Annotated in this window: 23 protein-coding genes; 11 read left to right on the top strand and 12 right to left on the bottom strand. The window is 62.8% G+C overall.

The window, feature by feature from the left end; genetic code table 11:
• Positions 1-521: 521 nt before the first annotated feature.
• Positions 522-2,708 carry a patatin-like phospholipase family protein gene (locus tag OIU19_RS11775; protein WP_264235130.1) on the bottom strand — a complete coding sequence of 729 codons (2,187 nt, stop codon included), beginning with the start codon at positions 2,706-2,708 and terminating at the stop codon, positions 522-524.
• 67 nt (positions 2,709-2,775) lie between these two features.
• On the opposite strand from OIU19_RS11775, the gene OIU19_RS11770 reads away from it, so the two are divergent.
• A complete protein-coding gene (locus OIU19_RS11770; protein WP_264235128.1) occupies positions 2,776-3,057 on the top strand; it encodes a SelT/SelW/SelH family protein in 282 nt (93 codons plus the stop codon).
• Here the strand turns inward: OIU19_RS11770 and OIU19_RS11765 are convergent, their stop codons facing one another.
• Together OIU19_RS11765 and OIU19_RS11760 are read right to left on the bottom strand one after the other, a co-directional pair.
• Positions 3,058-3,948: a DMT family transporter gene (locus OIU19_RS11765; protein WP_264235127.1), complete on the bottom strand. Its 891-nt coding sequence runs from the start codon at positions 3,946-3,948 to the stop codon at positions 3,058-3,060. It abuts the gene before it with no gap.
• Between the two features lie 233 nt (positions 3,949-4,181).
• Positions 4,182-4,946: an AraC family transcriptional regulator gene (locus OIU19_RS11760; RefSeq protein WP_264235126.1), complete on the bottom strand. Its 765-nt coding sequence runs from the start codon at positions 4,944-4,946 to the stop codon at positions 4,182-4,184.
• Positions 4,947-5,096: 150 nt separating this feature from the next.
• Between OIU19_RS11760 and OIU19_RS11755 the strand changes: the two genes are divergently transcribed.
• Positions 5,097-5,897, top strand: a complete 801-nt coding sequence (locus tag OIU19_RS11755; RefSeq protein ID WP_264235125.1) for a UDP-2,3-diacylglucosamine diphosphatase — start codon at positions 5,097-5,099, stop codon at positions 5,895-5,897.
• Positions 5,898-5,953: 56 nt separating this feature from the next.
• Here the strand turns inward: OIU19_RS11755 and OIU19_RS11750 are convergent, their stop codons facing one another.
• A complete protein-coding gene (locus OIU19_RS11750) occupies positions 5,954-6,265 on the bottom strand; it encodes a DUF962 domain-containing protein (RefSeq protein ID WP_186557396.1) in 312 nt (103 codons plus the stop codon).
• 156 nt (positions 6,266-6,421) lie between these two features.
• On the opposite strand from OIU19_RS11750, the gene OIU19_RS11745 reads away from it, so the two are divergent.
• On the top strand, positions 6,422-7,477 hold the full coding sequence (locus tag OIU19_RS11745) for an AraC family transcriptional regulator (protein WP_264235123.1): 1,056 nt from the start codon (positions 6,422-6,424) through the stop codon (positions 7,475-7,477).
• Here OIU19_RS11745 and OIU19_RS11740 read toward each other — a convergent pair.
• Positions 7,434-8,888, bottom strand: a complete 1,455-nt coding sequence (locus OIU19_RS11740) for a TrkH family potassium uptake protein (protein WP_264235122.1) — start codon at positions 8,886-8,888, stop codon at positions 7,434-7,436. The genes OIU19_RS11745 and OIU19_RS11740 overlap by 44 nt on opposite strands.
• Before the next feature lie 184 nt (positions 8,889-9,072).
• Here OIU19_RS11740 and OIU19_RS11735 point away from each other — a divergent pair, with 184 nt between their 5' ends.
• On the top strand, positions 9,073-9,627 hold the full coding sequence (locus OIU19_RS11735; RefSeq protein ID WP_264235121.1) for a nitroreductase family protein: 555 nt from the start codon (positions 9,073-9,075) through the stop codon (positions 9,625-9,627).
• Between the two features lie 31 nt (positions 9,628-9,658).
• On the opposite strand, the gene OIU19_RS11730 is transcribed toward OIU19_RS11735, so the two are convergent.
• The 6 genes from OIU19_RS11730 to OIU19_RS11705 all read right to left on the bottom strand — a co-directional run bounded on the left by OIU19_RS11730 (position 9,659) and on the right by OIU19_RS11705 (position 13,857).
• Positions 9,659-10,993, bottom strand: coding sequence for a HAMP domain-containing sensor histidine kinase (locus OIU19_RS11730; RefSeq protein ID WP_264235120.1), 1,335 nt, complete (start codon positions 10,991-10,993; stop codon positions 9,659-9,661).
• Positions 10,994-11,062: 69 nt separating this feature from the next.
• Complete coding sequence (locus OIU19_RS11725) at positions 11,063-11,479, bottom strand: Spy/CpxP family protein refolding chaperone (protein ID WP_264235119.1); 417 nt, start codon at positions 11,477-11,479, stop codon at positions 11,063-11,065.
• Positions 11,480-11,666: 187 nt separating this feature from the next.
• Positions 11,667-12,344: a response regulator transcription factor gene (locus OIU19_RS11720; protein ID WP_264235117.1), complete on the bottom strand. Its 678-nt coding sequence runs from the start codon at positions 12,342-12,344 to the stop codon at positions 11,667-11,669.
• 7 nt (positions 12,345-12,351) lie between these two features.
• Positions 12,352-12,738: a translation initiation factor 2 gene (locus tag OIU19_RS11715; RefSeq protein WP_264235116.1), complete on the bottom strand. Its 387-nt coding sequence runs from the start codon at positions 12,736-12,738 to the stop codon at positions 12,352-12,354.
• A gap of 221 nt (positions 12,739-12,959) precedes the next feature.
• The gene (locus tag OIU19_RS11710; RefSeq protein WP_186522506.1) at positions 12,960-13,259 is read right to left on the bottom strand and encodes a YciI family protein; all 300 of its coding nucleotides are present in this window, start codon (positions 13,257-13,259) and stop codon (positions 12,960-12,962) included.
• Position 13,260: 1 nt separating this feature from the next.
• Positions 13,261-13,857 (bottom strand): septation protein A, encoded by a 597-nt coding sequence (locus OIU19_RS11705; RefSeq protein ID WP_186557404.1) that lies wholly within the window; start codon positions 13,855-13,857, stop codon positions 13,261-13,263.
• A 67-nt stretch (positions 13,858-13,924) separates the two neighbouring features.
• Here OIU19_RS11705 and OIU19_RS11700 point away from each other — a divergent pair, with 67 nt between their 5' ends.
• The 6 genes from OIU19_RS11700 to OIU19_RS11675 all read left to right on the top strand — a co-directional run bounded on the left by OIU19_RS11700 (position 13,925) and on the right by OIU19_RS11675 (position 20,697).
• Positions 13,925-14,785, top strand: coding sequence for a PHP domain-containing protein (locus tag OIU19_RS11700; RefSeq protein ID WP_264235115.1), 861 nt, complete (start codon positions 13,925-13,927; stop codon positions 14,783-14,785).
• A 13-nt stretch (positions 14,786-14,798) separates the two neighbouring features.
• Positions 14,799-15,428 (top strand): L-threonylcarbamoyladenylate synthase, encoded by a 630-nt coding sequence (locus OIU19_RS11695; protein WP_264235114.1) that lies wholly within the window; start codon positions 14,799-14,801, stop codon positions 15,426-15,428.
• A 125-nt stretch (positions 15,429-15,553) separates the two neighbouring features.
• Positions 15,554-16,252 (top strand): ScpA family protein, encoded by a 699-nt coding sequence (locus OIU19_RS11690; RefSeq protein ID WP_186557432.1) that lies wholly within the window; start codon positions 15,554-15,556, stop codon positions 16,250-16,252.
• Between the two features lie 21 nt (positions 16,253-16,273).
• On the top strand, positions 16,274-17,062 hold the full coding sequence (gene scpB, locus OIU19_RS11685; protein ID WP_264235113.1) for an SMC-Scp complex subunit ScpB: 789 nt from the start codon (positions 16,274-16,276) through the stop codon (positions 17,060-17,062).
• A gap of 279 nt (positions 17,063-17,341) precedes the next feature.
• A complete protein-coding gene (gene rluB / locus OIU19_RS11680; protein WP_264235112.1) occupies positions 17,342-18,424 on the top strand; it encodes a 23S rRNA pseudouridine(2605) synthase RluB in 1,083 nt (360 codons plus the stop codon).
• A gap of 854 nt (positions 18,425-19,278) precedes the next feature.
• A complete protein-coding gene (locus tag OIU19_RS11675; RefSeq protein ID WP_264235111.1) occupies positions 19,279-20,697 on the top strand; it encodes an amino acid permease in 1,419 nt (472 codons plus the stop codon).
• A gap of 181 nt (positions 20,698-20,878) precedes the next feature.
• Here OIU19_RS11675 and OIU19_RS11670 read toward each other — a convergent pair whose 3' ends face one another.
• A complete protein-coding gene (locus tag OIU19_RS11670; RefSeq protein WP_186557410.1) occupies positions 20,879-21,763 on the bottom strand; it encodes a LysR substrate-binding domain-containing protein in 885 nt (294 codons plus the stop codon).
• 151 nt (positions 21,764-21,914) lie between these two features.
• On the opposite strand from OIU19_RS11670, the gene OIU19_RS11665 reads away from it, so the two are divergent.
• Entirely contained in the window at positions 21,915-24,935 is a 3,021-nt protein-coding gene (locus OIU19_RS11665) for an FAD-binding and (Fe-S)-binding domain-containing protein (protein WP_264235109.1), read from the top strand.
• The last annotated feature ends 31 nt before the right edge of the window (positions 24,936-24,966 follow it).

The following is a 24,966-nucleotide window of genomic DNA, read 5'->3' as shown; positions in this document are numbered from 1 at the left end:
GCGGGCAAGCCCGCTCCCACAGGGTTTGTGGGACTCACAGTATCTGCGTGGTGTCAGTGCTGGTTCAACGCTGGACTTAAACTACGCGGTACCTGTGGGAGCGGGCTTGCCCGCGAAGAGGCCAGAGCATCCACCACACCTGTCACTTTCGCCAGATAACGCCAGTCCAGGCGCCGCCACTAACTTCGCGACTTCAGGAGGCCGAGCGTAGGTGCCTGTAGGGCCAGGTGCGTCAGCACCCTTCGGCGCAGCCGAAGGCGCGAGATGTAGATTTGCGCAGCAAATCGTAGGCCGCGCGGGCCCGGAAGGCACAGAAGCGAGGGAACCCGGAGCGCAGCGTAGGGCCGGATGGTGGAGCGCAGCCTTTTTTGGTTACTTTTTGGGGCGTTTGCCAAAAAGTGACCCGCCGTAAGGGCGGAAAGGTGATTCAGCGCCACCCACGCCAATGGATATGCTCAAACCTCTAAAAGCCCAAACCCAAACCCAAGCCCAAACCCAAGCCCCAAACCCAAACCCAAAAATCAGAACGTGTGCCCCAAATTCAGATACACCGCCTTCTGATGCTCACTATTGGCCCCATAACTCAAATTCAAAGGCCCCAACGGCGTCTCCAGCCCCAGGAAGACACTCGCCGCATTGATATAGCCACTGTCGAATTCATTATCGTTGTTCCAAGCCCGCCCACGCTCCAACGACCCACCGATGTACAGCGGAAAGTCCAATGGCAAGTAAGCCCGAGGCGTCAAGCGCCGGTAATACACCATCCGCATCAGGCTCACGTTCTGCCCCGACACCGAATCCTGGCGGAACCCTGACAACTGCCGCGCCCCACCCAGTACGAAGCTCGACGTCACCACCTCCGTCTCATCCAGGGTGCGCCCGTAACGCCCCCCCAGTACCCAGGTATTCGGCCCGCTGCTGAACGCCTTGTCGACATTCACTTCCCATTGCCGGTAATCGGTGTCGGAGTCCAGCGAAGCATCGTACTTGCGCAAGGTTAGGCCGATATCCTCTCCGCTGTGGGGGAAGTAGACGTTGTCCAAGGTATCGAACGAGTACTTCAGCTCATAGAAACCCTCGTTGAAACTGACCTTGGGCAGGTCCTGGTCGCCGATGCGTACCTCGGCCTCCCCCCACGCCTTGCCCACCCCTGCGCGAACTTCACCGTAGGTGCCGATCTGGCGCCCCAGGTTAAGACCGAAGCCATAGCGCTCCAGGCGATACTCGGCGATCGGGTCATTGTCCAGGGTGGCTTCGATGTTCTGCGACCCCAGGTCCAGGTAGGGCGCGATGAAGTAGCGCGAGCCGACGTCCAGGGGTTGGTAGAACTCGCTGTACAGCTCCTGCTGATCGCCGATCTGGGCGCGAGTCAGCCACTCCGCACCCAGACGATTGATGCCATTGACTCGGTAGCTGGCGCCCAGGTTGAAAGCGCTGTCGCCGCGCATGTCGTCCGACAGGTTCAGGCCCAAGCGCAGGTAGTCGGTGCCGCCACGCTTGCCGCGGGCGTTGATCACCAGGGTATTGTTGTCTCCCTTGTGCACCACGCGGTATTGCACGCCGTCGAAGTAGTCCAGGCCATACAACGTGCCCATGTCGGTTTGCAGCCGCTCCAGCTCCAGCGGCTCGCCGATGGGCTGGCGGATGTAATAGCGGATCACGTCGTCGCTGACCTTGGAGTCGTTCTCGACCTTGATTGCAGTGATCACCGGGGTACGCTGGCGCGGTGAGCGGGCTACCGCCAGCCCCGCATCACCTTCGCTCTGGCGCAGGACGGCAAGGCGCGCATCGAGGGCGCGGGTGGCGCGGTAGCCGGCTTCAATCATCTCTCTGGTACGGCCAAAATCGGTGACGCCAAAGGCGGCCAGCGGCGGTTGGATGAGCACGTCTTCGCTGCGCAGGCTGGCCAGCTGTTCTTCGGAGTTGCGCCGGGTCATCAGGGTGATCGACTGATTGAGCACATCGACCACCGTGTTCAGTTGCTTGCGGTCGCGCAACGGGGTGCCGATATCGACCACGATGGCCAGGTCTACGCCCATTTCGCGGGCGACATCCAGCGGAATGTTGTCGACCATGCCACCGTCCACCAGTAATCGACCGTCGACTTCGACCGGGGCGAACACCGCCGGGATCGACATACTGGCGCGGATCACCTGGGGCAGGTGGCCGCGGCGGAACACCACTTTTTCACCGCTGGCGATGTCGGTGGCCACTGCGCGGAAGGGGATCGGCAGCTTGTCGAAGTCGCGGGTGTCGGCGGTGTGGGCCAGTTTGCTTTCCAAAAGCAAGGCGAGGTTCTGCCCTTGGATCACACCCAGTGGCAAGCCGAGGCTGCCGTCGTCGCGAAAACTGAGCTTCTGCTTGACCAGGAAATCGCGGTCATCCTGCTTGCGCCGAAACGGCACGTCCTTGCGTGGCGGGGCATCGGACAGCGCCTGCTGCCAGTCGAGGGTGGTGGCGAGCTTTTCCAGCTCTTCGACGCTGTAGCCTGAGGCATACAGGCCGCCGACCACCGCGCCCATACTGGTGCCCGCAATGGCGTCGATGCGCACGCCTTGTTCTTCAAGCGCCTTGAGCACGCCAATGTGCGCCAGGCCACGGGCAGCACCGCCGGACAGTACCAGGCCGACTTTGGGCCGAGCGTGTTCGGTGGCAAGCGCGCCAAAGGTGGTAAGCGTCAGCAACAAGCAGAACAGCAAGCGGCGCATCGTGAGTCTCAAAACCAGGAAGAAAGGCCGCTAGTATAAGCGGCCACCTACCAGGAGTTGCTTGATCATGTCCAACGCCAAGCCGGAAATTGTCATCACCTATTGCACGCAATGCCAGTGGCTGCTGCGCGCAGCCTGGCTGGCCCAGGAGCTGCTCAGCACCTTCTCCGACGATCTTGGCCGCGTCGCCCTGGAACCGGGCACCGGCGGGATCTTTCGCATCACCTGCGATGGTGTGCAGATTTGGGAACGCAAGGCTGATGGTGGCTTCCCCGAGGCCAAGGTGCTCAAGCAGCGCTTGCGCGACCAGATCGACCCGCAGCGCGACCTGGGCCACAACGATCGCTGATCAGGCGCCCTGCGCCACAGGCCGTTGCTTGGCTGGCTGCTCGGCGGCCAAGCGGCTGGACAAGACGATCGCAAAGATGATCAGTGCACCGCCGGCGAGCATGCGCAAGGTGGGCGTTTCGGCGAACACCACCCAGGCCACGGCGATGCCATATACCGGCTCCATGCCGAACACGACCGCAGCCGTGCGCGCCTTGATCACTGCCAGGGCGGCGACGAACAGGCTGTGTGCGATGCCGGTGCAGAAAATGCCGAGCAGGGCAATCCATAGCCAATCCATCGGCGTCACGCCGCTAAGGCCTGGCGCAGCAAATGGCAACAGGCACAGGCCAACCACCAGGTTCTGCCACAGCGCTGCCTGTACCGCGGGCAGGCGCCCGGAGCCGGCGCGGTTGATCAGCGACAGCAGCGAGAACAGCAGGCCTGAAAGCAGTGCCCAGAGCAGCCCGGTGGTGGCTTCGCTGGCCAGGTCGAATTCGGGGGTGACCAGGATCAGGCCAATGCTGACCAGCACCACCAAGATTGCCTCGTTACGACGGATGCGTTCGCGGAACAACAGGCCTTCGAGGATTACCGTGAACGCTGGGAAACTGGTAAAGCCCAAGGTGGCGATGGCCACGCCACCCACTTTCACTGCGACGAAAAAGCTCACCCAGTGCCCTGCCAGCAGTACCCCGCCCAGTAGCAGGCGGCGTAGGTCTGCTGCTTTGAGCGGCTGCCAGGCTTGGCGGGCGAGGCTGGCGAACAGGCCCAGGGCAAGCACGGCGAAGGCGGCGCGGCCGAATACGATGATGGTGGGGCTGGCGCTGGCGGCGAGTTTGCCGAACACGCCGGTCAGGCCGAAGAACAGCGCGCCGATGTGCAGGGCGCCGAGGGCGGTGCGGTGGTTCATGGGTGTCCCTTGATAAATTCTGTTGCCTGCTTTGGGTCCGCTGCGCGGCCCTTCGCGGCGGTTCGGCGCTCCGACAAGCCCGCTCCCACATGAATTGTGCTCACCACACCATTTGTGAACGACGCATACCCTGTGGGAGCGGGCTTGCCCGCGAAGGGCCGCGCAGCGGACCCAAAAGCGCGATACGGCAACTGTACGGCCTAGCGCCGCCGCTGTCTGTCGCCCACCTCGCGTCAGTTGTCGCCAGACTCGCGTCGCAGCGCCATCGGTGAGCGCCCGAAGGCGCGCAGCACCGCGGCCGCAAAAGCGCTCTGCGAACTGTAGCCGACCTGTGCGGCAACTTCGCCAATCGGCAAGCAGGTCTGCTTGAGCAGTTGTCGAGCCTTGAGCAAGCGGCGCTGGCGGATATAGTCCATCGGCGTTACGCCACACTCGTCAGCAAAGCGTGCATGCAGGCGAGCACTGGATAACCCGGCCAGCCGCGCCAGATCGGCCACCTGCAGCGGGTAGGCGGCGTAGCGCTCGATGTGCGCATCGAAGGCCGAATAGGGCAGGCGCCGGTCAGCCTGGTGGGGTGTGGCTTGAGCATTGAGGCTGGCAAGCAACAGGCTCGCGCCCTGGCGGGCAATCAGCGGATCATCCACCGGGCTTGCCGCCAGCCAATCGACCAGTTGCTGCTGGCGACTGTCCAGGCCAACGGCCCCGGGACGATCGAGCAGGCGACGGCTGGCCTCGGCGTGTTCGCCCAGCTGCTCGCGCAGCCAATGCTCGCCGGGGACGTCCAGCACCAGGCAGTGGCTACCGGCTGCGCTGCCACAGGTGTGATGAGCGCCGGCCGGAACCACCATCAGTTGCTGGCGGTCGACCCGCGCACCGTGACCTTGCACTTCAAAATCCAGGCGCCCATGCAGGCCGAACACCAACTGAGGGTGGTCGTGACTGTGGGCGATCAGGTCATCGCGGTAGTGGCGCAGAGAAAGGACTGGGCCGGTGCTCATAGGGGCTTCCTCGCGGGGCAGAGGGGCATTGTACACATCGTTGCTCGCTGCGGTTGTGCGCTCCATCGCCCTGCGATCAGTCGTCACGGCGCTGCCACCAACCTGTCACTTGCAACTGCCAGTCTCCAGCAAACAGCGCCGGAGCCTGCCATGACCCACGCCGAACTCGCCCGCCCGTCACGCAAGCAGCGCGTGCGCACCCTGTGGATTTCCGACGTGCACCTGGGCACGCGTGATTGCCAGGCTGAGCACTTGTCGCAGTTTCTCAAGGGCTTTCAGGCTGACCGCATCTACCTGGTTGGCGATATCATCGATGGCTGGAAACTACGCGGTGGCATCTATTGGCCGCAGGCACACACCAACGTCATTCGCCGCCTGCTGACCATGAGCAAGCGCGGTACCGAGGTGATTTATGTCACCGGCAATCATGACGAGTTCCTGCGCCGCTATTCCAAGCTGATCCTGGGCAATATCCAGTTGGTCGACGAAGCCGAGCATCTGACCGCCGATGGTCGGCGCTTGCTGGTGATCCATGGCGACCAGTTCGACGTGATTACCCGCTATCACCGCTGGCTGGCGTTTCTCGGGGACCGCGCCTATGAGTTCACCCTGGTGCTCAATCGCTGGCTCAACCACTGGCGCGCCCGCTATGGGTACGGCTATTGGTCGTTGTCGGCCTATCTCAAGCACAAGGTCAAAGGGGCGGTGAACTTCATCAGCGACTTCGAGGATGCCATTGCCCACGAATGCACCCGGCGCGGGTTTCATGGGGTGGTATGCGGGCACATCCACCATGCCGAGATTCGTCAGGTGGGCGAGGTTGAGTACCTTAACTGTGGGGATTGGGTGGAATCATGCAGCGCGTTGATCGAGCACTGGGATGGCAGCATCGAGTTGTATCGGCTGGCAGAGGCCCAGGCGCGGGAAAGTGAGCGTTTAGCGGCCGCCTAGGACGGGGGATCTTTGGGCCGCTGTGCGGCCCCAAGACCGACCAGATGCCGCAAACCCTAAAGGCTGACCTTGCCCCGCAAGATATCCCGAAACATCGCAAAATCCCCGATCAGGCTATACCAAGGGTGCTTGAACGTAGCCGGCCGGTTTTTCTCGAAGAAAAAGTGCCCAACCCAGGCAAACCCATAGCCGGCAAACGGCACGACCAACAGCAACAGCCACTTGCCACTGGCAATGGTATAAGCCAACAGCGCAATCACCAGACTGGTGCCAACGAAATGCAAGCGCCGGCAGGTGGGATTGCTGTGCTCCCCGAGATAGTAGGGATAGAACTCGGCAAAACTGCGAAACTGCGCTGTGCGGTTCATGGCTGTGCTCCCGGAGCTGCCTGTCATTTATGAAGGATACACGGCGTGGAGCCTGAATCGAGTCTAGAGTGATTAGCACAGCGGGCCAGTGACAATAAGCGCCATTTGAGTATCCTTGGCATTCACCGCAGGAGCGGTCAGCACAAGAAGCCTGTCATGAGCGAAAGAACCACGTCAGCGAGCTGGGCATCAGGGATCGTCAAGGCACTCGAGCTGGAAGGGCTCGATTGCCGTGCCATGTTCAAACAGCTAGGGCTGGACTTCGCTGCCCTCGATGACCCCGATGCGCGCTTCCCGCAGGACTCGATGACCCGGCTGTGGCAGCTGGCAGTCGAGCTGTCGGGCAACGAAGCGATCGGTCTGAACATGGCCAGGGTGGTGCGCCCGGCGTCGTTTCATGTCGTGGGCTATGCGCTGATGTCCAGCCGCACCTTGGCTGAGGGTTTCGAGCGCCTGGTGCGTTATCAACGGATCATTGCCGAGAGCTCCGACCTGAGTTTTCGTCTCGGGCCTGAAGGCTACGCGTTGGTACTGACCGTGCATGGCGACCACTTACCGCCGACCCGGCATAGCGCCGAGGCGTCGCTGGCATGCGCGTTGTCGTTGTGTACCTGGCTCAGCGGGCGGCCGATCCAGCCGCGCCGGGTGCTGATCCAGGGGCCACAGCCGAAAAACGTCGAACCTTACAAAGTGGCCTTCCATTCGCCCCTGGTGTTTGACGCACCGCATGACGCGCTGGTGTTCGAACGCGCCGACATGGAGGCGCCGCTACCCACCGCCAACGAGGCGATGGCGATTCTGCATGACCGATTTGCCGGTGAATACCTGGCGCGTTTCTCCGAAAGCCGGGTAACCCATCGGGTGCGCCAGGTGTTGTGCCGCATCCTGCCGCAGGGCGAGCCCAAGCGGGAAACCGTGGCCCAGGCCCTGCACTTGTCGCAGCGTACCTTGCAGCGCCGGTTGCAGGAGGAGGGCACCAGCTTCCAGACCCTGCTCGACGATACCCGTCGGGAGCTGGCCGAGCAGTACTTGGCCCAGCCGGGCATGACCTTGCTGGAAACCGCCTACCTGCTGGGCTTCGCCGACCCCAGCAACTTCTACCGGGCGTTTCGCCGCTGGTTCGATGCCACGCCCAGCGAATATCGCGCGCGGCTGGGTGGCGAGCCGGTCAGTGACGCCAGAACGCCGGCATACACAGCACCAGCACCGTAATGATCTCCAGCCGGCCGAGCAGCATGCCGCCGGCCAGGATCCACTTGGCGGCATCCGGCAGGGTCGCGTAGTTACCCGCCGGGCCGATCACCTCGCCCAGGCCTGGGCCGACCCCCGAGACAGTACCGGCGGCGCCGGTCAGCGCTGTCATCCAGTCCACGCCGAGCAGCGACAGCAGCAGGGCGATGACGCAGATGGTGATGGCGAAGAAGAACGAGAAGGTCAGAATCGAGCGCACGATCTCTTCGTCGAGGCGGTGACCGTTGTACTTCTGCTTGATCACCGCGCGTGGGTGGATCAACTGGTTAAGGCTGGCCTTGAGCAGGATGTAGGCGACCTGGAAGCGGAAGATCTTGATCCCGCCTGCGGTGGAGCCCGAGCAACCCCCAATGAACCCCAGGTAGAAGAACAGCATCAGCGAGAAGTTGCCCCACAGGCTGTAGTCACCCAGGGCGAAGCCGGTAGTGGTGACCACCGAGGTGACGTTCAGTGCGACGTGGCGCAAGGCATCCAGCCAGTGCAGATCGGTGGTGGCCCAATACCAGGTGCCCAGCACCAGCCAGGTGGCCACCAACAGGCCGAGCAGGCCTTGCACCTGTTGATCCTTGATCAGGGCACGGCGATTGCCGCGCAGGGTGGCCACGTACAGGGTGAATGGCACACTGCCGAGGATCATCACCACCACCGCGACCCAGTGCACGGCGGGGATGTCCCACTTGGCCAGCGATTGGTCGGAGGTGGAGAAGCCGCCGGTGGAAATCGCCGACATGGCATGGTTGACCGCATCGAACGGCTTCATTCCCGCCCACCAGAAGGCCAGGCTGCCGATGAACGTGATGCCGATGTACACCAGCACGATCGATTTGGCGACCATGTGCGAGCGCGGCATGACCTTCTCGGAGCGGTCCGAGGATTCGGTCTGGAACAGGCGCATGCCACCGATGCGCAGCAGCGGCAGGATCGCCACCGCCATGGCGATGAAGCCGATGCCGCCGAGCCAGTGCAGCATCGAGCGCCACATCAGGATCCCCGGAGACATGTTATCCAGCCCGCTGAGCACCGTGGCGCCGGTGGCGGTGATGCCCGACATGCTTTCGAAGAAAGCATCGGTGTAGCTGATGTGCTGGGTCAGCAGGAACGGCAGGGCGGCGAACACACACACTACCAGCCAGCTGCTGACCGTCAGCAGGTACATGTCGCGCGGGCGTAGGTGCACATGTTCGGGGCGGCCGGGAACGACCAAGGCCAGGCCCGCGATAAAGGTGATCAGGCTCGACCAGAGGAACGACGGCATGTCGCCGGTGCGTTCGAAGATCACCAGGGTGGTCATGGGAACGACCATGCTGACCGCCAGGGTGATCAGGAAGATGCCGATGATGAAACCAATGATCCTTAAGGTCGGCAACGCCATGTGATCTGCTCTGACTCGCAACGGAAAGGGCGCCATTCTACCTGTGGGTCGGCGAGCTGCAAGCTTCTAGCGCCTAGCTGCAAGAAACAGTGGCTCGGCATGCGTCCGAGATTTCTTGGCGCTTGCAGCTTGCGGCCGGCAACTTGAGAATGGGCACACATTTTATCTGCCAGGAGGGTAGCCGATGGAGGCTCTCGACGCATTGCTCAACCGTGTATCCGTTCCTCGCCTGACTGACCCTGCGCCCAATGCAGCTCAACGCGAGGCGCTGTTCCAGGCGGCGTTGCGCGCCCCGGATCACGGTCAGCTGCGCCCCTGGCGCTTCCTGACCATCGAGGGTCAGGCGCGGGAAAAGCTCGGTGAGCTGTTTGCAAGCGCTGTAGCGAAAAAAGGCGACGCAAGCCAGGCGGCACTGGACAAAGCCCGCGCCATGCCGCTGCGTGCGCCGCTGCTGATCGTGGTGATTGCCCGGTTGCAGGATCACTTCAAGGTGCCCAAGTCCGAGCAGCGACTGGCGGCGGGGTGTGCCGCCCACGGGATTTTGATTGCTGCCCATGCCCAGGGCATTGGCGCGGTGTGGCGGACCGGGGACATGGCATTCGATGCCCATGTGCATCAGGGCTTGGGGTTGCAGGCCAATGAGGAGTTGATTGGCTATCTGTATGTGGGGACGCCGGTAAATGAGCCGCGTACGGCGCCGATTTTGGCCACTGCCGAGTTCGTTAGCGCCTGGGAATAAGTGCTGTGGGGCCGCAGCGCGGCCCCCAAGATCAACTGCCCACCACCGCCGTCACCGGAAACGCCAAGCGCGCAACAAATCCCCCCTGCGGATGATTGCCCAGGCTCAAGCTGCCGCCATGGCGCTCCGCCGCCCGCCGGGCGATCGCCAGGCCCAGGCCATGCCCCGCTGCTTCCTGCCCCGGTGCGCGGAAGAACGGCTCGCCCAGCTGGCCCAGGTACTCCGGCGCCACGCCCTTGCCATGATCGCGCACAGTCACCAGCACTCGGTCCTGATCAACGCTGGCACTGATCTCGATGGGTTGCCCAGCCGGATTAAAGCGCAGTGCATTGCGTACCAGGTTGTCGACGGCACGCTCGACCAGCGTCGGCCAGCCTTGCAAGGTCAGCCCTGGCGCCGCCTCCAGGCGAATCTCCTGATCCGGGGCACTGAGCTGGGCATCCTTGCGCACACTGCCCAGTAGCGCATTGAGGTCGACCGGTTCGGCCAGTGCCTGCTCGGCGTCGACGCGCGCCAGGGCGAGGATTTCACTGATCAAGTCCTCTAGCCGATCGCACTCACGGGTCAAGCGCGGCCACAGCGCCTGGCGCTGCTCGGGCTCGGCACGTTCGGCCAGGGCCAGGGCGATACGCAGGCGTGCCAGCGGCGAGCGCAGTTCGTGGGAGACATCGCGCAACAGTTGGCGCTGACTGCCGATCAGGCTTTGCAGGCGCGCGCCCATCTTGTTGAAGTCGTTGGCCAGCACGCCAAATTCGTCACGCCGGGCCGCCAGGCGGGCCAGGCTGTTCTGCTGGTAGCTGGTCTGGCCGAGGTCGTGCACCGCGCCGCGCAAACGGCTGAGCGGGCGAGTGATCGACAGCGTTACCAACAGGCTGAACAGGGTCAGCACGACCAGGGCAATCCCCAGCGCACTGAGTGGCCAGAGCAGGCTCTCGCGGTGCCAGGCGTCGAGCTCGGGATGGGGAATGCGATAGATTAGCAAGTAGGTCTCGCCGGTGGTCGGGCTGGTGTATTCCTCGGTCAGCCGGCGCCATGGCAGGCGGCGTTGATCATTGTGCTGGCGGGCTTCGAAGTCGGCCGCGCGACGCGGGAAGGTGCCTGGCACCACGGCATCGCCGGCATCGTTGAGCACCTGCACATCAACCTTGAAGCGTTGCTTGCGTCGTTCCAGGAAGCGCTGGGCCGAGCCGATGCCCTCTTGCTCGTAATGCTGGGTCCAGCGGCTGGCCAGGGTGTTCAGGCCCGGGTGGCGACTGAGTATCCAGTTGTCCTGGTTGAGCATATGGCCGAGCAGGATCGACAGGCCGGCGACCAGGGTGATGGCGAGCCAGAAACTGGCCAGGATGCGCCAGAACAGTGAACGCAAGACACGCACCTCCTACAAGCGGGAAAAGCCCGGCCCGCTCAAGAGCGGGCCGGGCATGGGGCGGTCAGCTTACTGGGCCTTGCCGGCTTTTTCAGCTTTCCAGGCTTGGAACTCCTTCCATTCAGCCTTGCGCGCTTCGCGCTCCTTCTTCAGTTCGTCGAACTTCTTCTGCTGCTCAGGCTTGAGCAGGGCACGCACTTGGCCATCGGCCTTGTCGCGGCTGGCCTTGATTTCGTCCTTCATGGCCTTTTGCTCGGCGGCCGGCAGCTTGGCGATGTAGCGCTCGGTGATATCGCGGCGTTGATTCATCTGCTCGCCCATCAGCTTGCCGATCTGCTGGCGCTGTTCGCGGGACAAATCCAGTTGGGCGAAAGGCGCGTCACCGCGGTGATGCGGGCCGTCGTGGCGCGGGCCGCCTTCAGGCATGGCCATGGCAACGGTCGGCAGGGCGGCGGCGAACATCAGGGCGATAAGGGTCTTGCGCATGGTGTCTCTCCTTTCATGGGCCGGTGTTTACCGGATGAGCCCAGTTTAGGGAGATCAAGGTCAAGCGCGGTCAGGTGAGGGTAAAGGCTGGGTAAAGACCTTGGCTGCAAGTTGTAAGCTTCAAGCGTCAAGAGCACGCGGATCGTGCACCGATTGCATGCTCTTGTCGCTTATGGCTGGTCGCTGCTCAGAGGCTGTAGTAGTAGCCGCGGCTGCGCAGGGCGACGATGCGCGGGCGGCCATCGGGGTGCGGCCCAACCTTCTTGCGCAGGTTGCTGACATGCATGTCCAGGCTGCGGTCGTACAGGGTCAGCTTGCGGCCCAGGGCGATCTGCGCCAGTTCCTGTTTATCCAGCGGCTCGCCAGGTTGGCGCAGCAGGGCTTCAAGGATGCGGCTTTCCGAAAGGGTCAGGGTCATCTCGCGGCCCTCGATGCTGACCACGCCGCGGGCCGGGCTGAACGCCAGGTCGCCAATTTCGACTTGGGTGGTGGTCGCGGCGGGGTGGCTGCGGCGCAGCACCGCGCGCAGGCGGGCGGTCAGCTCACGCGGGTCGCACGGTTTGGCCAGGTAATCGTCGGCGCCCAGTTCAAGGCCAAGAATCCGGTCCAGCGGCTCGCCGCGCGCTGAGAGCATCAGCACCGGCAGTTCAGCATGTTCGCTGCGCAACTGCTTGAGCAGCTCCAGACCGCTGCCGTCGGGCAGCATTACATCCAGTACCACGGCTGCCGGGGCGTGGGCAGCCAGGGCTTGGCGCGCGCTCAGGCCATCGTGGCAGGCGCGCACTGCAAAACCTTCCTGGGTCAGCCAGCTGCCGAGCAGCTCGCAGAGTTCCTGGTCATCATCAATCAGTAACAGCTCGCTCATGACTCACTCAATTCAACCATTGACGGCGTCTTCTGTGTCCGCCACTGGCAAAGATACCGCAGAGTACCGAGAACAGTGCAACGCCTGAGCCAATCAGGAACCATAATTGTCGATCGCTCAGTGGCGATTGCGCGGTATCGGCCTGCATTTGCTTGATCGACAGCTTCAGGCGCTGGTTATCCTGGCGCAGGCGCGTGAGCTGGGCGCTTTCTCGCTCGCTGTCGGCGTTGTGCAATTGCTCGGTGAGGGCTGCACGCTGCTTTTCACTCTCTTCAAGGCGCTGTTGCAGCTCGGTGATCCGGGCGCCGGCTTCCAGCGACAGCGCTTGTTCGGCACAGGCCAACGGGCTCAGCAACAGTAGGCAAAGCAGCAGGAACAACGGACCTTGGCGCATTGGAACTCCTGATTGGTATCGATTCAGGAGGTTGTCGGCCGCTGGTCGGAATTAATGAGGGTGGGGGCCAATGCCAGTCAGTAAGACCCAGGGCCTGTAATTGGGGCTGCTTGGCAGCCCAATCGCAGGCTCCCACAAAGCGCTGGGTCAACCCCACGAACGAGGTATGCACAAACCTGTGGGAGCGGGCTTGCCCGCGAAAAGTGCAACGCGGTGTCAGATCAAGGCAGGACTTGCTTGAACGGCTTCACAACCACTTTGTCGTACACGCCCGCGGCAATGTACGGGTCAGCATCGGCCCAGGCTTGCGCGGCGCCCAGCGAGTCGAACTCGGCAACGATCAGGCTGCCGCTGAAACCTGCTTCGCCCGGGTCGTTGCTGTCGATGGCCGGGTGTGGGCCGGCCAGCACCACGCGGCCTTCAGCCTTGAGTTGCTGCAGGCGCTCGATGTGCGCAGGGCGGGCGGCCAGGCGTTTTTCCAGGGAGTTGGCGACGTCGCTGGCGATGATGGCGTAGAGCATGTCAATCCTCGGTCTTGGGGGTGGTAGGGTCGCTGTCGTGCAGGTGGCGCGACAGGTAAACACCTTGGGCGACCAGGAACAACACTGTCATGCCAAGGCTGCCGAACACTTTGAAGTCGACCCAGAAGTCCTGGAAGGTGAAGGCGACGAACAGGTTGGCCGCGCCGCAGATCAGGAAGAAGCCGATCCAGGCCAGATTCAACCGCGTCCAGATGGCATCGGGCAAGCTCAGCGCGTGGCCCATGATGCGCTTGATCAACACCCGGTCGCCGATGATATGGCTACCGGCGAAGGCCAGGGCGAACAGCCAGTTGACCACCGGCGCCTTCCATTTGAGGAAAGTCTCGCTATGGAATGCCAGGGTCAGGCCGCCAAACACCAGGCACGCGACCAGGGTCAGCCACTGGCCTTTTTCCAGCTTGCGTTGACGGATGAATAGCGCGCCGTAGACCACCAGCGAGCTTGCGATCAATACCGCCGTGGCACTGTAGATACCGCCCAGTTCGAAGCTGTGGCCAGCGAATTCCAGGGGGCGCGGGTCGAGCTTGTAGACGATGAAGAACAGCAGCAGCGGGATGAAATCGATGAATTGTTTCACAATGGCAGCCAGAAGCGGGATGTGACGGCATAATATCAAACATCGATTCCAGCGGTAGCGCTCCTCCATGAATGTTGATCTGCACTGTCACAGCACGGCCTCCGATGGCGCCCTGTCGCCCTCGGTACTGGTCGCCCGCGCCCACGAGCACGGTGTGCAGACATTGGCCCTGACCGACCACGACACCCTTGAAGGGCTGGCCGAAGCCCGCCAGGCCTGCCTTGCCAAGGGTATGCATTGGGTCAGCGGGGTGGAGCTTTCGTGCACCTGGGGCGGCGCGACCATTCACATATTGGGTTACGATTTTCCCCTCGATGCACCGCCGCTACTGGAGGCTATCGAGGCGCTGCACCGGGGGCGCTGGTTGCGCGCCGAGGAAATCGACCGCCGTCTGGCGGCCAAGGGCATGCCGGGCACGCTTGACGGCGCCCGTGCGCTGCAACAAGCGCTGGGCGATAGCGGCAACGCCCCGGCGCGGCCGCACTTTGCCGACTACCTGGTGCGCGCCGGGCACGTCAAGGACCGTGGCGAAGCCTTTCGCAAGTGGCTGGGGGCGGGCAAGCTGGGCGACGTCAAGCTGCATTGGCCAACCCTTGAGGAAACTGTCGCGACCCTGCGCCGGTCGAATGCCTGGGTGAGCCTGGCCCATCCCATGCACTACGAACTGACCCGCAGCAAGCGCAGACGGCTGATTGCCGACTATATTCAGGCAGGCGGGCAGGCACTTGAAGTGGTCAATGGGATGATGCCGGCCGAGCAGGTGGGCACCATGTCCATCCTCACCCGTGAGTTCGGCCTGCTGGCAAGCGCTGGCAGTGATTTCCACGGCCCTGGCACCTGGGGCGAAATCGGTGCTTACCGGCCATTGCCCGAGGACCTGCCACCTCTGTGGCGCCGATTCAAGCATGAACAGCCTATGGCGATATGAACAGGACGACTTCGTGAGCCAATTTTTCCAGATTCATGCGGAAAACCCGCAGGCGCGCCTGATAAAACAGGCCGTCGAAATCATCCGCAAGGGCGGGGTGGTGGTGTACCCGACCGATTCGGCCTACGCGATGGGCTGTCAGATCGGCGACAAGAACGCAGTCGAGCGGGTGCGCCGGCTGCGTCAACTGGACAAGCATCACAACTTCACCCTGCTGTGCTGTGACCTGTCGCAGATGGGGCTGTTCGCCAAGATCGACACCGCCACCTTCCGCTTGCTCAAGGCGCATATCCCAGGGCCGTATACCTTCATCCTCAACGCCACCCGCGAAGTGCCGCGCCTGCTGCTGCATGAAAAACGCCGCACCATCGGCCTGCGAGTGCCTTCCAACCCCATCGTGCTGGCCTTGCTTGAAGAGCTGGGCGAGCCGCTGATGAGCGTCAGTCTGATCATGCCTGGCGAAGAACAACCGATGACCGACCCCTACGAGATCCGCCAGGCGTTGGAGCACCACGTCGACCTGATCATCGATGGCGGTTTTGGCGACCTCAAAGCTTCGACAGTGATCAACCTGGCCGGCGACGAGCCGGAAGTGATCCGCGTCGGTTGTGGTGATCCCGCGCCATTCCTGGCCCCTGCGTGAATCAGGTGATCGAAGTAGCAGCGCCGCCGAGCGACAGCGACGTCCCCCTGCAGTTGCAACTGGCGCTGGTGTATGGCGAGGCCGTTACCGAGCTGCCGCTTGACTTGTACATCCCCCCAGACGCTTTGGAAGTGATCCTCGAAGCCTTCGAGGGGCCGCTCGACCTGCTGCTGTACCTGATCCGCAAACAGAACATCGACATCCTCGACATCCCGGTGGCGGAGATCACTCGCCAGTACATGTCCTACGTCGAGCTGATGAAGTCGGTGCGCCTGGAGCTGGCGGCGGAATACCTGGTAATGGCCGCGATGCTTGCCGAGATCAAGTCGCGCATGCTGCTGCCGCGCTCCACCGAGGTCGAGGAAGAAGAGGGCGACCCGCGTGCCGAGTTGATCCGCCGCTTGCAGGAGTACGAGCGCTTCAAGGCTGCCGCCGAGGGCATCGACGAACTGCCGCGAGTTGGCCGCGATGTGCTTATCCCGCGCCTGGAAGCCCCGCAGGCCAAGGTGCGCAAGCTGTTGCCGCAGGTCAGCCTGGAGGAGATCCTGCTGTCGATGGCCGAAGTCATGCGCCGCAATGACTTGTTCGAAAGTCACCAGATCACCCGCGAGACCCTGTCGACCCGCGAGCGCATGAGCGAAGTGCTCGAACGCCTCAAGGGTGGTGCCTTCGTGCCCTTCGTCGAGCTGTTCAGCGCCGAGGAAGGCAAGCTGGGTGTGGTGGTCACCTTCATGGCGATTCTCGAACTGGTGAAGGAATCGCTCATCGAACTGGTGCAGAATGAGCCGTTCGCCCCGATCCATGTCCGCGCCCGGACCGAGTGAAACAAGCAGACCTGAAGACCCATGAACCTGAATGAACCGCGCGACCTGGCCTCGCTGATCGAGGCATTTCTGCTGGCCTCGGGCAAACCGCAATCGCTTGAACGCCTGTATGAGCTGCTCGAAGAAGCCGAGCGGCCGGCGCCCGCCGTGTTCAAGAAAGCCCTCGATGTGCTGGCCAAGTCGTGTAATGGCCGGGCTTTCGAACTCAAGGAAGTGGCCAGCGGCTACCGCCTGCAAATCCGTGAAACCTACGCGCCGTGGGTCGGTCGGCTGTGGGAAGAGCGACCACAGCGCTACTCGCGGGCACTGCTCGAGACCATGGCATTGATCGCCTATCGCCAACCGATCACCCGCGGCGAGATCGAAGATGTGCGTGGCGTGGCGGTCAACACCAATATCATCAAGACCTTGATGGAGCGCGAGTGGATTCGCATCGTCGGCTACCGCGAAGTACCCGGGCGGCCGGCGATGTTTGCCACCACCAAGGCGTTTCTCGATCACTTCAACTTGCACAGTCTCGATCAATTGCCGGCGTTGGCCGAGCTGCGCGAGATGGAGCCGGAGCCGCTGGTTGACCCCGATGACGCTCCAATGCCGGCGCATTTGCAGGCGCTGGCCGATGCCAGTCTTGGCGATGAAGAGCTGGGCGAAGGGGGGGAGCCACGGGAAGAGACCAGCTTCCGCACCTTGCTGGTGGAGCTGGATGCCATGGAAGAGGGGTTGAAGACTGATTTCGATGATCTGCGCGATGAGACGCCGGACGATCAAGCAGAGTCCTCGGTTGAAGATGAGCCTGGGGTGAAGTCCTGATTTAGCGGTGTCAGTGCTGGCCTCATCGCGGGGCAAGCCCGCTCCCACGCTGATGCGGCTCATTTGGCTGGGTGGCTCGGGCTGCGTGGGAGCGGGCTTGCCCCGCGATGAGGCCGAAATTGACACACCACAGGTCGACCGTTCAGCGCAAACCCCAGCCCCCTGCACAAAACCCGCTACTCTGCAGTGCGTTCGCCCTGCGAAGCGCGTATGATGCGCGCCCCTTTGGCGCATTCGTCGCCAATAGCCAATTTCATTCCTACACCGGGAGGTGCCCAGATGAGTGAGCAAGACCTGCAAGAAACCCAAGCCATCCCCCCATCCGGCGAGAAACTGCAAAAAGTTCTCGCGCGCATTGGCGTGGGCTCGCGGCGTGACGTCGAGGCCTGGATCAGCCAAGGCCGGATCAAGGTCAACGGCGTCGCCGCCACCCTCGGTCAGCGCGTCGACCTGCACGACGCAATTGCCGTCGATGGCAAGCTGATCAAGCGCGTGGAGGCTGCCGAGGCCACCCGCCGGGTGATCATGTACAACAAGCCTGATGGCGAGATCTGCACCCGTGACGACCCAGAAGGGCGCCCGACTGTGTTCGACCGCCTGCCGCGTCCGAAAGAAGGCCGCTGGATCAACATCGGCCGTCTGGACATCAACACTACGGGCCTGCTGCTGTTCACCACCGATGGTGAGCTGGCCAATCGCTTGATGCACCCGTCCTACGAGATGGATCGCGAGTACGCCGTGCGTGTGCGTGGCGAAGTCGACGACGAGATGGTCGATCGGCTCAAGGCTGGCGTGGTCCTCGAAGATGGCCCGGCGAAGTTCACCGACATCCAGAAAGCGCCTGGTGGCGAAGGCTTCAACCACTGGTATCACTGCGTGGTGATGGAAGGGCGTAACCGTGAGGTTCGTCGCCTGTGGGAATCCCAGGGCGTGATCGTCAGCCGTCTGAAACGCGTGCGTTTCGGCCCGGTGTTCCTCAACTCCGACCTACCGATGGGCCGCTGGCGCGAAATGAGCCAGGGCGAAATCGATATCCTTGCCGCTGAAGTGGGCCTGCAGCCGGTAGCGCTGCCGACCATGAACCTCAAGGCCAAGGACAAGATGGAGCGTATGCAGCGCAAATCGACCCGTCCGCTGGGCCGTGGCGAGCGCGTGCGTACCTTGCGTCCGGCTCAGGAAGGTCAAGCTGAGCGCCCGGCGCGGGCGGCCCGTGAAGACGGTGCTGCGCGCAAGGGTGGCCGTAGCAGCAGTACCGTTGCCGAGCGTCCGAGCGATATGCGCAAGCGCACCAGCAAGCCAGAAGGCGGTAAGCCTGCGGGTGGCAAGCCTGCCGGCACCGGTCGCGGCAAGCCTCGCGGCTGATCAAGCCGCCAGCCGTAGCTCAGAAAGCTAGCCGGAAGGCTTAATGCTGTTCACTTAAGGCCCTTGTCGCCTGCTTTGGGGCCGCTTTGCGCCCCTTCGCGGGCAAGCCCGCTCCCACAGGTACGGCGCCGACCGTCCGAGCGGCGCTATAACTGTGGGAGCGGGCTTGCCCGCGAAGGGGCGCAAAGCGGCCCCAAAATCTCAAGTGAACAGCATTAAGCCCGAAGGCTGGCTTTTTTGTGTCCGTTAGACAGAGGCTGGGTTAGCCCCCTCAAATGATGTGTACGTTCCAACATACTGATTCATCAGAAATTTTTACCAAATGGCAATATTTCGAACCGCTGCGTAAGGAAATGTTTACGCTATTGCCCGTTTAAACTGCTCTTTCTCTTCGTTGTAAATGAAACTTGCCAAGTACTGCGCACTTGAGCCCCGCCCCTCAGCCCCACCCCCTCTTGCCCAACCCCCCGCAGCACGCTGATATAGCGCCATGCCGTGTGCACAGCCTGGCCACAGCGCCGGGCATCAAAACAACAAATGGAGGCGCCATGTACGCCGATCACTGCGCCTTTTCAGGCCTTCGCCCCAGGACCGCTGCGTTTTTTCATCAGGAAATGACGCAACGCGTTGACGCCTGCGCGTTTGCAGGGGTATACAATGCGCCGCGTTTTACCTGTGACCCCTTTGCGTACCGCGCACTCTTGCTGACTCCCGGTTGACCGTCCTGGCCCAGTGCCTGTCGTGTCGCCCGAGTCCAAGAAAAATCCAAGGTAATCACCTTGCCCATTCCGCTGCGCCACGAGCGCGGTGGGTCCGATTCCGTCACAGATAAAAACAAGCAGGTGACTTCGTTCATGAGTGGACAAAACATGCAGTCAGGCGAGCTCAAGCGGGGCCTGAAAAACCGCCATATCCAGCTGATCGCCCTGGGTGGCGCGATCGGTACCGGATTGTTCCTGGGCTCGGCCGGTGTGATGAAGTCTGCCGGTCCGTCGATGATCCTTGGCTATGCCATCTGCGGCTTCATCGCTTTCATGATCATGCGCCAGCTCGGCGAGATGATCGTCGAAGAGCCGGTTGCCGGCTCCTTCAGCCATTTCGCGCACAAATATTGGGGCGGTTTCGCCGGCTTCCTGTCGGGCTGGAACTGCTGGGTGCTGTATATCCTGGTCGGCATGTCGGAGCTTTCGGCAGTCGGCAAGTACGTCCATTACTGGTGGCCGGAGATCCCCACCTGGGTCACCGCCGCGGCGTTCTTCCTGCTGATCAACGCCATCAACCTGATGAACGTGAAAGTCTTCGGCGAGGCCGAATTCTGGTTCGCGATCATCAAGGTCGCAGCGATCGTCGGCATGATCGGCCTGGGCGCCTACCTGCTGACCAGCGGTAGCGGTGGCCCTGAAGCCTCGGTGACCAACCTGTGGGCGCATGGCGGCTTCTTCCCTAATGGCGTGAGCGGCCTGGTCATGGCGCTGGCGATCATCATGTTCTCTTTCGGTGGCCTGGAAATGCTCGGTTTCACCGCAGCCGAGGCCGACAAGCCAAAGACCGTGATTCCCAAGGCGATCAACCAGGTCATCTACCGGATCCTGATTTTCTACATCGGCGCCCTGGTGATTCTGCTGTCGTTGACCCCATGGGACAGCCTGGTCGCCAGCATCGATGCCTCCGGTGGCAGCTATGGCAGCAGCCCGTTCGTGCAGGTGTTCTCGCTGCTCGGTAGCGACGTGGCTGCGCACTTGCTGAACTTCGTGGTGTTGACTGCGGCGCTGTCGGTGTACAACAGCGGTACCTACTGCAATGCGCGGATGCTCTATGGCATGGCCGAGCAGGGCGATGCCCCGGCTGCGCTGGCCAAGATCGACAAGCGCGGCGTGCCGGTGCGTTCGATTCTGGCTTCGGCAGTGGTCACCCTGGTTGCCGTGCTGCTCAACTACTTCATGCCGCAGCATGCCCTGGAGCTGCTGATGTCGCTGGTGGTAGCGGCGCTGGTGATCAACTGGGCGATGATCAGCTACTCGCACCTGAAATTCCGTCAGCACCTTGACCGTACCGGGCAGAAGCCATTGTTCAAGGCACTGTGGTACCCCTATGGCAACTATGTGGTACTGGCCTTCGTGATGCTGATCCTGGGCATCATGCTGATGATCCCGGGGATTCAGGTATCGGTGTATGCGATCCCGGTATGGTTGTTCGCGATGTTCGTGGCCTACATGCTCAAGGGCAGACGTGGGACGCAGGCTAACCGGGCGGCAAGCTCTGTAGCCAAGTAAGCGCTGAGCGTGTTACTTGAAACCCGATGACCGTGACTGGCATCGGGTTTTTTGTTGTCTGTCCGGGTGCTATCGCGGGGCAAGCCCGCTCCCACGCAGGCCGCCAAGCATACGTGCCAGGCATGACGGCCAGGCATGACTGCGTGGGAGCGGGCTTGCCCGCGATAGCGCCCACTGGGCTTTAAATCTGCTCCAGCAGCCAGCCACGAAATGCCCGCAACGACGGCAATGCCTCATTACGCGGCGGATAAATCAGGTAGTAACTGCGCTGACTGGCGAACGCGACGCCCGGGCTGAACAGCTCGCCCTTGGCCAGTTCTTCCTCGACCAGAACCCGCGGCACCAGGCCAATGCCGATCCCCGCCCGCACCGCCTGGATCAGGTGCGAGGTCAACTCGAAGCTTGGCCCCAGGCGCATCGCTCGGTGCGGCAGGTCATGGTGGGAGAACCACTCGCCCCAGGCGTGCGGGTTGTTGGCCACATTCAGCAGTACCTGTTCGCTGATGCGCGCTGGGCTCCAGCCCTGCGCCTCACTGGCGGCCTCCTGCGGCAGAATCACCACCAGCTCTTCGGCATGCAGGCGATGGCAGATCAGCCCTGGCAGGTCATGGCTGGCCACGCCGATGGCGGCGTCGATCTCGCTGGTGTCGAAGTTGATCGCTTCAATGCGTGAATGAATATGTACCAGCATCCCAGGATGGGCTGCGTAGAAAGCGTGCAGGCGCGGCAGCAGCCATTTCGACCCGAACGTCGGCAGGGTGGCCAGGCGCAAAGTGCCGACGCCTGTCTGGTAGGCCAGTGCCTGCAAGGTGGCACTGCGGATCCGCCCGAGGGCTTCGCTGAGCTCGCGCTGGTACAGGCGCCCGACGTCGGTCAACTGCACCTGGCGCCCTTCGCGGCGGAACAAGGTCAGGCCTAACTGCTGCTCCAGTGCCTGCACCTGGCGGCTAACCGCGCTCTGGGTCAGCGACAGTTCGGCAGCGGCGCGGGTATAGCTTTCATGCCGAGCGGCGGCCTCGAACGCCAGCAGCAGCGACATCGATGGGGTCAGGTGGCGGTAATTCATTCATAAAGCTCATCAATAGCGGCAGGAATATCCGTTTGCCCCTGGCCGGAAAGTACAGGAACATTGGCATATTCGTCATCCCTGGCTGTGTAACCTATGCCGGGAAGACAGGTTTACCGTGAATCAGCCCATATCAAGAGGCCATCCAACGATGATCGCCCAGCTGTCGACCAGCGCCCCTGCCGTCAACTACCCGGAATTTCTCGAAGCCCTGCGCAGCAGCGGTTTCCGCGGCCAGATCAGTGCCGACTACGCCACCCGTACGGTGCTTGCCACCGATAACTCGATCTATCAGCGCCTGCCGCAGGCGGCGGTGTTCCCCCTGGATGCCGACGATGTGGCCAAGGTGGCCGCACTGATGGGCGAGTCGCGTTTCCAGCAGATCAAGCTGACCCCGCGTGGCGGTGGTACCGGCACCAACGGCCAGTCGCTGACTGACGGCATCGTCGTCGACCTGTCGCGGCATATGAACCAGATCCTGGAGATCAACGTCGAGCAGCGCTGGGTGCGCGTCCAGGCCGGGGTGGTCAAGGATCAGCTCAATGCGGCGCTCAAGCCACACGGCTTGTTCTTTGCCCCGGAGCTGTCCACCTCCAACCGCGCTACCGTGGGCGGCATGATCAACACCGACGCCAGCGGCCAGGGCAGTTGCACCTACGGCAAGACCCGCGACCACGTGCTTGAACTGCACAGCGTGTTGCTCGGTGGCGAGCGCCTGCATAGCCTGCCGATCGACGATGCGGCGCTGGAGCAGGCTTGCGCTGCGCCCGGTCGTGCTGGCGAGGTCTATCGGGTTGCCCGCGACATCCAGCAGGGCCAGGCCGAGCTGATCAAAAGCATCTTCCCCAAGCTCAATCGCTGCCTGACCGGCTACGACCTGGCGCACCTGCGCGACGAGCAGGGCCGCTTCAACCTTAATAGCGTACTGTGCGGCGCCGAGGGCTCGCTGGGCTACGTGGTCGAGGCCAAGCTCAATGTGCTGCCGATCCCCAAGTACGCAGTGCTGGTCAATGTGCGCTACACCAGCTTCATGGATGCCCTGCGAGACGCCAATGCGCTGATGGCGCACAAGCCACTGTCGATCGAAACCGTCGACTCCAAGGTGCTCATGCTGGCGATGAAAGACATCGTCTGGCACAGCGTTGCCGAGTACTTCCCGGCTGACCCTGAGCGGCCGACCCTGGGTATCAACCTGATCGAGTTCTGCGGCGACGAGCCGGGCGAGGTCAACGCGCGGGTGCAGGCGTTCATCGCGCATCTGCAGAGCGACAAGGGTGTCGAGCGCTTGGGTCATACCCTGGCCGAGGGGGCCGAGGCCGTGACGCGGGTCTACACCATGCGCAAACGCTCGGTGGGCCTGCTGGGCAACGTCGAGGGCGAGGTGCGGCCGCAGCCGTTTGTCGAAGACACGGCAGTGCCGCCCGAGCAACTGGCTGACTATATCGCTGACTTCCGTGCGCTGCTCGACAGCTACGGCCTGGCCTATGGCATGTTTGGCCACGTCGATGCCGGGGTGTTGCACGTGCGTCCGGCCCTGGACATGAAAGACCCGGCCCAGGCGGCGCTGGTCAAGCCAATCTCGGATGCGGTGGCGGCGCTGACCCAGCGTTACGGCGGTCTGCTGTGGGGCGAGCATGGCAAGGGCCTGCGTTCGGAATACGTGCCGGATTACTTCGGCGAGCTGTACCCGTCGCTGCAACGCCTGAAGGGCGCGTTCGACCCGTATAACCAGCTCAACCCGGGCAAGATCTGCACGCCACCGAACAGCTCGGAGGGCCTGACCAAGGTCGATGGCGTGACCCTGCGCGGTGATCTTGATCGAACCATCGATGAGCGCGTCTGGCAGAGTTTTGGCAGCGCTGTGCACTGCAACGGTAATGGCGCCTGCTACAACTACGACCCCAACGACGCCATGTGCCCGTCGTGGAAGGCCACCCGTGAACGGCAACACTCACCCAAAGGTCGCGCTTCGCTGATCCGAGAGTGGCTGCGCCTGCAAGGTGCGGCGGATATCGATGTATTGGCGGCGGCGCGCAGCAAAGTGTCCTGGCTCAAAGGGCTGCCGACCCGCCTGCGCAATAACCGAGCGCAGAAGCAGGGCCAAGCGGACTTTTCCCACGAGGTGTACGAGGCCATGGCGGGTTGCTTGGCCTGTAAGTCGTGCGCAGGGCAATGCCCGATCAAGGTCAATGTCCCGGACTTCCGTTCGCGCTTCCTTGAGCTGTACCACGGTCGCTACCAGCGCCCGCTGCGCGATTACCTGATCGGCTCGCTGGAGTTCAGCATTCCCTATCTTGCCCATGCGCCGGGCCTGTACAACGCGGTGATGGGCTCGACGTGGGTGAGCAAACTGCTGGCGGACAAGATCGGCATGGTCGACAGCCCACTGATCAGCCGTTTCAACTTCCAGGCCACCCTGAGCCGTTGCCGGGTCGGTGTTGCCAGCGTGCCGGCGCTGCGCGAGCTGACCCCGGCCCAGCGTGAGCGCAGCATCGTGCTGGTCCAGGATGCCTTTACCCGTTACTTCGAGACGCCGCTGCTGGCCGCGTTCATCGAGCTTGCCCATCGGCTGGGGCATCGCGTGTTCCTGGCGCCCTACAGCGCCAACGGCAAGCCGCTGCACGTGCAAGGCTTTCTCGGTGCGTTCGCCAAGGCGGCGATCCGCAATGCTAGCCAGTTGAAGGCGCTGGCCGACTGCGGCGTGCCTTTGGTGGGCCTGGATCCGGCGATGACGCTGGTCTATCGCCAGGAGTATCAGAAGGTGCCTGGCCTGGAAGATTGCCCGAAGGTGTTGCTACCGCAGGAGTGGTTGATCGATGTGCTGCCTGAGCAGGCGGTGGCGGATGCTGGCCACTTCCGCTTGATGGCTCATTGCACCGAGAAGACCAACGTGCCGGCCAGTACCAAGCAGTGGGAGCAGGTGTTTGCCCGCATGGGGCTGAAGCTGGTGACCGAGGCGACCGGCTGCTGCGGGATGTCCGGCACTTATGGGCATGAGGCGCGTAATCAGCAGACGTCGCGGACCATCTTCGAGCAGTCGTGGGCGACCAAGCTGGATAAACAAGGGGAGCCGTTGGCGACTGGCTATTCGTGCCGTAGCCAGGTCAAGCGCATGGCCGACAAGCAGATGCGCCATCCGCTGGAGGTGGTGTTGCAGTACGCCCTGCGCTGACCCTCAAGCGCAGAGCGGGGCAAGCACACTC

Origin of the sequence: Pseudomonas sp. BT-42-2 (assembly GCF_025847435.2) — a bacterium.
Taxonomy (GTDB): domain Bacteria; phylum Pseudomonadota; class Gammaproteobacteria; order Pseudomonadales; family Pseudomonadaceae; genus Aquipseudomonas; species Aquipseudomonas urmiensis.
This window is presented reverse-complemented; position numbering and strand designations above follow the sequence as displayed.